This is a genomic window from Burkholderia sp. Ac-20379 (assembly GCF_017104645.1).
GTDB lineage: Bacteria > Pseudomonadota > Gammaproteobacteria > Burkholderiales > Burkholderiaceae > Burkholderia.
Window position 1 is genome coordinate 1 of record NZ_JAAGPF010000372.1, and the last position, 6,697, is coordinate 6,697.

Annotated in this window: 6 protein-coding genes; 4 read left to right on the plus strand and 2 right to left on the minus strand. The window is 65.5% G+C overall.

Annotated elements, in window-relative coordinates:
* Positions 1–266 (minus strand): hypothetical protein (locus G3N92_RS29145; RefSeq protein ID WP_206131038.1); only part of this gene is annotated, 266 nt, incomplete at its 3' end.
* Positions 267–415: 149 nt separating this feature from the next.
* Between G3N92_RS29145 and G3N92_RS29150 the strand changes: the two genes are divergently transcribed.
* The 3 genes from G3N92_RS29150 (at position 416) to G3N92_RS29160 (ending at position 3,920) form a co-directional block, all read left to right on the plus strand.
* A complete protein-coding gene (locus tag G3N92_RS29150) occupies positions 416–1,045 on the plus strand; it encodes a phosphatase PAP2 family protein (RefSeq protein WP_206131039.1) in 630 nt (209 codons plus the stop codon).
* Positions 1,046–1,934: 889 nt separating this feature from the next.
* Entirely contained in the window at positions 1,935–2,309 is a 375-nt protein-coding gene (locus G3N92_RS35580; RefSeq protein WP_206131040.1) for a transposase, read from the plus strand.
* Between the two features lie 201 nt (positions 2,310–2,510).
* A complete protein-coding gene (locus G3N92_RS29160; RefSeq protein WP_206131041.1) occupies positions 2,511–3,920 on the plus strand; it encodes a sigma-54 dependent transcriptional regulator in 1,410 nt (469 codons plus the stop codon).
* A gap of 54 nt (positions 3,921–3,974) precedes the next feature.
* Here G3N92_RS29160 and G3N92_RS29165 read toward each other — a convergent pair whose 3' ends face one another.
* On the minus strand, positions 3,975–5,474 hold the full coding sequence (locus G3N92_RS29165; protein WP_206131042.1) for a mannose-1-phosphate guanylyltransferase/mannose-6-phosphate isomerase: 1,500 nt from the start codon (positions 5,472–5,474) through the stop codon (positions 3,975–3,977).
* 423 nt (positions 5,475–5,897) lie between these two features.
* Here G3N92_RS29165 and G3N92_RS29170 point away from each other — a divergent pair.
* Positions 5,898–6,697, plus strand: an 800-nt coding sequence (locus G3N92_RS29170) for an alpha/beta fold hydrolase (protein ID WP_206131043.1), incomplete at its 3' end; no start/stop codon positions are given.

The window sequence follows — 6,697 nt, forward strand, 5'->3', positions numbered from 1 at the left end:
CAGCCGCGGCTGGCGCCGAACAGCCAGCGCAACCAGCGCCCCGCCTTGGCGGTCAGCGGCCGGCGCCGTGGCGTGTCCGCCACGCGCTGGCGCGCCTCGACCTCGTCGCGCGTCAGCATCCGCTCGGTGCGCGCATCGGCGCGCCGCGCCGCCACGCACAGCGCCACGACGAAGAGGATCGCGCCGATTTCCAGAACGGTAATGCCGATGACGATCAAGAGGTGCATGGCGGTCGAAGGCTCGGGAATGCCGGGAACGCGGGACACGCTGTGCCCGCGCCGCAAGTTTGCCACAGCCGGCGGGTCGTGCAGCGATCGCCGCGCCACGGTTCGCCCGCGTACATCGCCGCTGTCGGATCGCCGCTACACTCGGCCCGGCCTGCTCAAGCCAGTTCGTACCCCGAATGGATCCGCCCATGCCCCTGCTCCGCTACGTGACGAATTTCGGCGACCCTTACCTGACGGTGCCGCTGGCCGTGCTGATCCTGCTGTGGCTCGCCATGATGCGATCCTGGCGCGCCACGCTGTTCTGGGCCGGCGGCATGACGCTCGCCGCCTCGGCGGTGGCGGCCAGCCGCGTGGCGCATGTGGTCTGGGGCGCGGAGATCGAGGCGCTGAACTTCACGGTGGTGAGCGGGCACGCGATGCTCGCCGGCGCCGTGTATCCCACCGTGTTCTCGCTATGCGACGACCGCACGCGCAGGACGGCGCTGATCGGCCCGTACGCAGGCGGCCTGCTGCTGGCCACGGCGATCGGCGTGTCGCGGATCCTGCTCGGCTATCACTCGACGGCCGAGGTCGTGTGCGGCCTGGCGGCGGGCATGGCGGTGGCCACGCTGACCTGCTTCCAGTTCACGTTCGCGCACACGCTGTTCGGCAAGCCCGGCGGCTTCACGCTGCACGACCCCGCATGGTTCGCCGCCGCGGCGCTCGCGGCCGTCGTCATGTATCACGGCAAGGTCGCGCCGGTATCGGCGCGAATCGATCGCGATGCCGCCGGTCTTTCGCAATGGAGCAAAGCGCAGCTTGAAAGAATGCGGCAATAATGACGGGCGGCACAACCGAGCAGAATCGCGGAAAACCCAATCAGCTTTGGCATGAATTACCGAATCGCGAGAAGCGTGCCGTCGGCGCGACAGAATGCTTTATAAAAATTACCGTCTTTACATCTTGAATTGTATTTATCTGATTCTTCCGAAGAACGAATAATCGGATCTTTTTACCTCGACCCACATCGCAAACGTTTTACCTTGAATTAATCACTCCCATTTACCCGGCGCTCGTCCTGTCAGGTAACAAAATAAAATCATAGGTGCATTAGATTTATATTTCATCGAAAGGATCGCGCTCCATTCCCGCGGACGCGGGTAGCTGAGCCCGGGGCAATGGCCGCTGGCTTTTGGTGCCGGAGCACATGCGCTAGAGCACCGCCTCGATCTTGTGAGCAAAAACCAACGTGCCGCGACGCGAGCACGCAAATTCAGTCGATTCGGCGCACAATCCAATCGCCCCGCAGCGCACTGGCGATCAAAAATTGATAATTAACCGGATTCAGGTATAAAACCGAGGAAATGCTCCGAGACAAACGGCAAGAAATCGTCACACAAAAACAAGGGGCATCATTATATGTTTAGTTTCCCGAAATGAAAATCGGGAAATTCCCGCTTGGTGCAAGTGCTAAATAGTCTTACAGTCCTCCCTGCTGCGTTTGAATTTAGTGAACAATTGCGTCGACAACTTCACTTGATGGTTAAGTCAGCTTTCTGACTTGCGTCACACCACACCGCTCAACGCAGCATCGCGATGCCAGTCGCTTACATCCAGGTCAGTGTCTGACAGGGCTACCATCGCGCGCCGTTTCATGACGTTCGAATGAACCGGTTATGCCCGATGCACCTGATTTGTCCGAAAAAATAATCGTGCGGGATACGGCGAGTGAAATGCACGGCGATTGCCGTGCATTTCACTCGCTCCGACCCGCGCTCCGTGATCGGTATTGCAACACTCGCCACGCGCGATACCGAACAGAAGCGATCAATTTTGGGAATCATTGTGACCGTGCCCTTGAACTCGATATTCGACCGACACATGGCTGAACTCGTGAAGCGTCGCAGACGTTGGACGAAGCAAAGAAAACGGGAAATCGTGGCCGAAAGCTTCGATCCCGGCACCTCGCTGCAGGCGGTGGCGGCGCGGCACGACATCAATCCCAGTCAGTTGTCGCATTGGCGAAAGCTGTTCCGGGAGCAGCTTGCCTCGCCATCGCGCATCGACGACGAAGCCAGGCTGGATGCCGGCCAACCCGACTGATCGCGCCGGCATCGGCCACGTGCCTCGTCACGAACCCGCGTAGATACCGGCAGCCGGGGCCGGAGACGGCCCTCACGGCCGTTCGAACAGCAGTCGACATCGGATGCATCGGCCGACGGGGGGCACACCGCCGCGAAGCACGACAGCATCCGCCAGCGCTTCATCCTGCGAACCGGGGCGCGGTTATTTAACGAGGGCAACATGCAAGAATCCCATTATGTGATTTCCCCGATCTTTCGGACTGCGACGCCTTTGCCGAGCAGCGCGCAGGCGCACGAACCGGCCACCGCGCCCGCCACCCGCCCGTGCCTGTATCTGTCGCGCCAGCCCGACGCCACGCTGGTGGCCTACCTCAAGGAACAGCACTGGGATGTGCGCTGCGCAAGCTCGGCGGCCGACGCCAAGCGCGTCGAGAACGCGGGCGCCGCGCAGGCCGGCATCATCGATCTCGACAGCTTCAAGGCGCGCGAGCTGGCCGCGCTCGAGCCGGTGCTGCGCCAGAAGCAAACCGGCTGGATCGCCCTGGTGGATCCGGCCCGCCTCGCCGAGCCGGACATTCGCCAGCTGATTCATCAGTACTGCTTCGACTATGTGAAGCGCCCGCTCACGCGCACCATGGTCGATTACCTGGTCAGCCACGCCTACGGCATGATGACGCTCTGCGACAGCGAGCCCGCGGCCGAAGCCGAGGCCGGCGGCGGCGCGATGGTCGGCACCTGCGAGGCGATGCAACGCCTGTTCCGTACGGTGCGCAAGGTGGCGAACACGGACGCCACAGTGTTCGTATCCGGCGAATCCGGCACCGGCAAGGAACTGACGGCGATCGCGATTCACAAGCAATCCTCGCGGCGCAAGGCGCCGTTCATCGCGATCAATTGCGGCGCGATTCCGCATCACCTGTTGCAGTCCGAACTGTTCGGCTACGAGCGCGGCGCGTTCACCGGCGCCAACAAGCAGAAGATCGGACGCGTCGAGGCGGCGCACGGCGGCACGCTGTTTCTCGACGAAATCGGCGACATGCCGCTCGAGAGCCAGGCCAGCCTGCTGCGCTTTCTGCAGGAAGGCCGGATCGAGCGGCTCGGCGGCCACGAATCGATTCCGATCGACGTGCGGATCATCTCGGCCACCCACGTCGATCTCGAGGCCGCGATTCGCGCCGGCCAGTTCCGCGAGGACCTGTTCCACCGCCTCTGCGTGCTGCGCATCGACGAGCCGCCGCTGCGCGCGCGCGGCAAGGACATCGAACTGCTCGCGCAATACATGCTGCAGAAGCACGCGAGCGACGGGGCACGCAAGATTCGCGGTTTCACCGGCTGTGCGATCGCAGCCATGTACAGCTATGGATGGCCGGGCAACGTGCGCGAGCTGATCAACCGGATCCGCCGCGCGATCGTGATGGCGGACGGGCGGCTGATCTCCGCGGCCGATCTCGGCCTCGACCAGTTCACCGCGCAGCCCCCCACCACGCTCGCCGAAGCCCGCGAGCGCGCCGAGAAGCTCGCCATCGAAGCCGCCCTGCTCAAGCACCGCCGCCGCCACTTCGAGGTGGCCGCCGAGCTCGGCGTGTCGCGCGCCACGCTGTATCGTCTGCTGAACAGCTACGGCCTGTAACCCCCGCGGGCCGGTTCGCGCAAGCCGGGGCGGCACCGCCCCGGCGTGTCTTTGTCAGGCCAGCCGGCCGTAGTTGTCCTCGAACCGCACGATGTCGTCCTCGCCCAGATAGGTGCCCGATTGCACCTCGATGATCTCGAGCGGCGTCTTGCCCGGGTTCGCCAGGCGGTGCACGGTGCCGAGCGGGATATAGGTCGATTCGTTCTCCGAAAGCAGGAACGTGTCCTCGCCGCGCGTCACCTCGGCCGTGCCGCGCACGACGATCCAGTGCTCGGCGCGGTGATGATGCATCTGCAGCGAGAGCTTCTCGCCCGGCGTCACCACGATGCGCTTGACCTGGAACCGCTCGCCCGAGTCGATCGAATCGTAATAGCCCCACGGGCGATGCACCTTGCGATGGTTGTCCGCCTCCGGGCCGCGCTCGGCGCGGATCCGCGACACCACCGCCTTGATCTGCTGCGCGTTCTGGCGGTCGGCCACCAGGATCGCGTCGGCCGTCTCGACCACCACCACGTCGCGCAGCCCGACGCACGCGATCAGCCTGCCCTGCGAGTGCGCGAACGTGTTCGCGGTGTCCTCGAACATCACGCGCCCCTGGCCGACGTTGCCGGCGGCGTCGCGCGGCAGGATTTCCCAGATCGCATCCCACGATCCGACGTCGGACCACGGCGCATCCATCGGCACCACCACGCCGGCGATGTTGCCGCATTCGGCGAGCCGCTCCATCACGGCGTAGTCGATCGAATCGTCAGGACAGCCATCGAACGCCTGTTTCTGCAGACGGATGAATATGTCGTCGGCCGTGCTGCCGCGGTGCGCCTCGCGGCAGGCCGCAAGAATATCGGCGCGCACCGTGCCGATCGCCTCGAGCCACACCGAGGCGCGCACCACGAACACGCCGGCATTCCACAGATACTCGCCGGAATGCACGTATTGCTCGGCCAGCTCGCGGCGCGGCTTCTCGACGAAACGGTCGATCACGAAGCCGCCGTGCTGGCCGATCGGCACGCCGGAGCGGATATAGCCGTAGCCCGGCTCGACGCGGCGCGGCACCACGCCGATGGTGGCGATCGCGCCGTCCGCCGCGTAGCGCGCGGCCCGCAACACGGCGGCCTGGAACGCGGCCGCGTCCGGCACCGCATGGTCCGCCGGCATCACCACCAGGATCGCGTCGTCGCCGCCGGCCATGCTGACCAGCGCGGCGGTGGTCAGCGCCGGCGCGGTATTGCGCGCGCACGGCTCCAGCACGATGCGCGCCGGCTTGCTGCACGAGCGCAACTGTTCGGCGCTGATGTAGCGATGCGGTTCGCCGCACACCAGCAGCAGTTCCTGCGCCGTCGGCCAGCTCGCCTGCAAGCCGTCGAGCCGGCGTGCGGTGGACATCAGCAGGGAATCCTCGCCCAGCAGTTTCAGCAGTTGCTTCGGATACTGTTCGCGCGACAGCGGCCACAGCCGCGTGCCCGAGCCGCCTGCCAGGATCACGTGCTGAATCGGCAGGCTGGCGGCGGCCGCACGGGCGGCTTGCGCAGCTTGGGGTGCAAGGGGAGTGCTCATCGATGGGCTCCAGTCTCACGAGGGATTCGCGCAATCCCGGGGCGCCGGTTCGATGCGGGGGCGCCGGGGCGAGCTTGCGCGGCAAACGCCAACGTAAGAGCTTGCTGCACTGCACACCGTACGGTCGCGAACACACGCGGCGCCCGGTATGTCGTGCGCCTCAAGGCCTGCGCGGCCGGCCGGCCCCGTCAACGTGCGGCAACGCACCGAACGCCCCGCACCCGCATTGCATGCTGCCTGTACGAGGAATGGCGTGACGGGTAAGGCGATCAGGAATGCCGAAGGCGCGACGATATCGTCGGAACGGGGGAAGACGCATTCGACAGCGGAAAGGGGCTCCGCCAGGCTCACCGTGAAGGATCCTCGAATGACGAATGACGAGAGCATTCTCCAATTTGACCAATATTAGACCGCGATCAATCTATGGAACCGATCATTTTCAATGGGCACGCCGGATGGCTGCATGAAGCCGACGGCGACTGCGGGGTTGTGCTGTGCAATCCCTTGGGGCACGAAGCGATGTGGTTGCATCAGGCGATGCGTCAACTGGCCGACTGTCTGGCCTCGAGAGGGGTGACGGTGTTGCGCTTCGATTATCTGGGCACGGGCGACTCGGCCGACAACGGCGCGTGGGTTCGCCCCATCGATTGGGTGTCCGAAGTGGTGGACGCCGTGGGCTGGCTGAAGGCTGCCACGCCGGTCACGCGCGTGTCGCTGGCGGGGTTCCGCTTCGGCGCGATGATCGCCGCGCTCGCGGCGCGGCAGGTCGAGGTCGATTCGCTCGCGCTGTTCGCGCCGGTGGTGTCGGCCCGGCTGTTTCTGCGCGAGATGAATTTCCTCCATCAAACCTGGCGCCGCAAGGCCGGCCTCGCCGACGACGCGGCGCCGCCGCCCGACGGCACGCGCGAGATCTTCGGCCACCTGTTCTGCGCCGACGGGCTCGACGCGCTGGCCGAATTCGATCTCGCCGGCGGGCCGCGCCCGCCGGCCGGCCGCGTGCTGATCGCGCACAGCGGACAGAACGACGGCAGCGACAAGCTCGCCGAACGGCTCGGCGCGCAAGGCGTGCCGGTCGACTCGATCGAATTCGTCGACTATGCGCAGACGCTCTGCCCGCCGTGGATGACCGAGGCGCCGGCGGTGATGCTCAACGCGGCCGCCGATTGGCTGTCGCGGCACGACGGCAGCGCCGCCGCGCCCGCCATCGGATCGCCGCGCGCCGG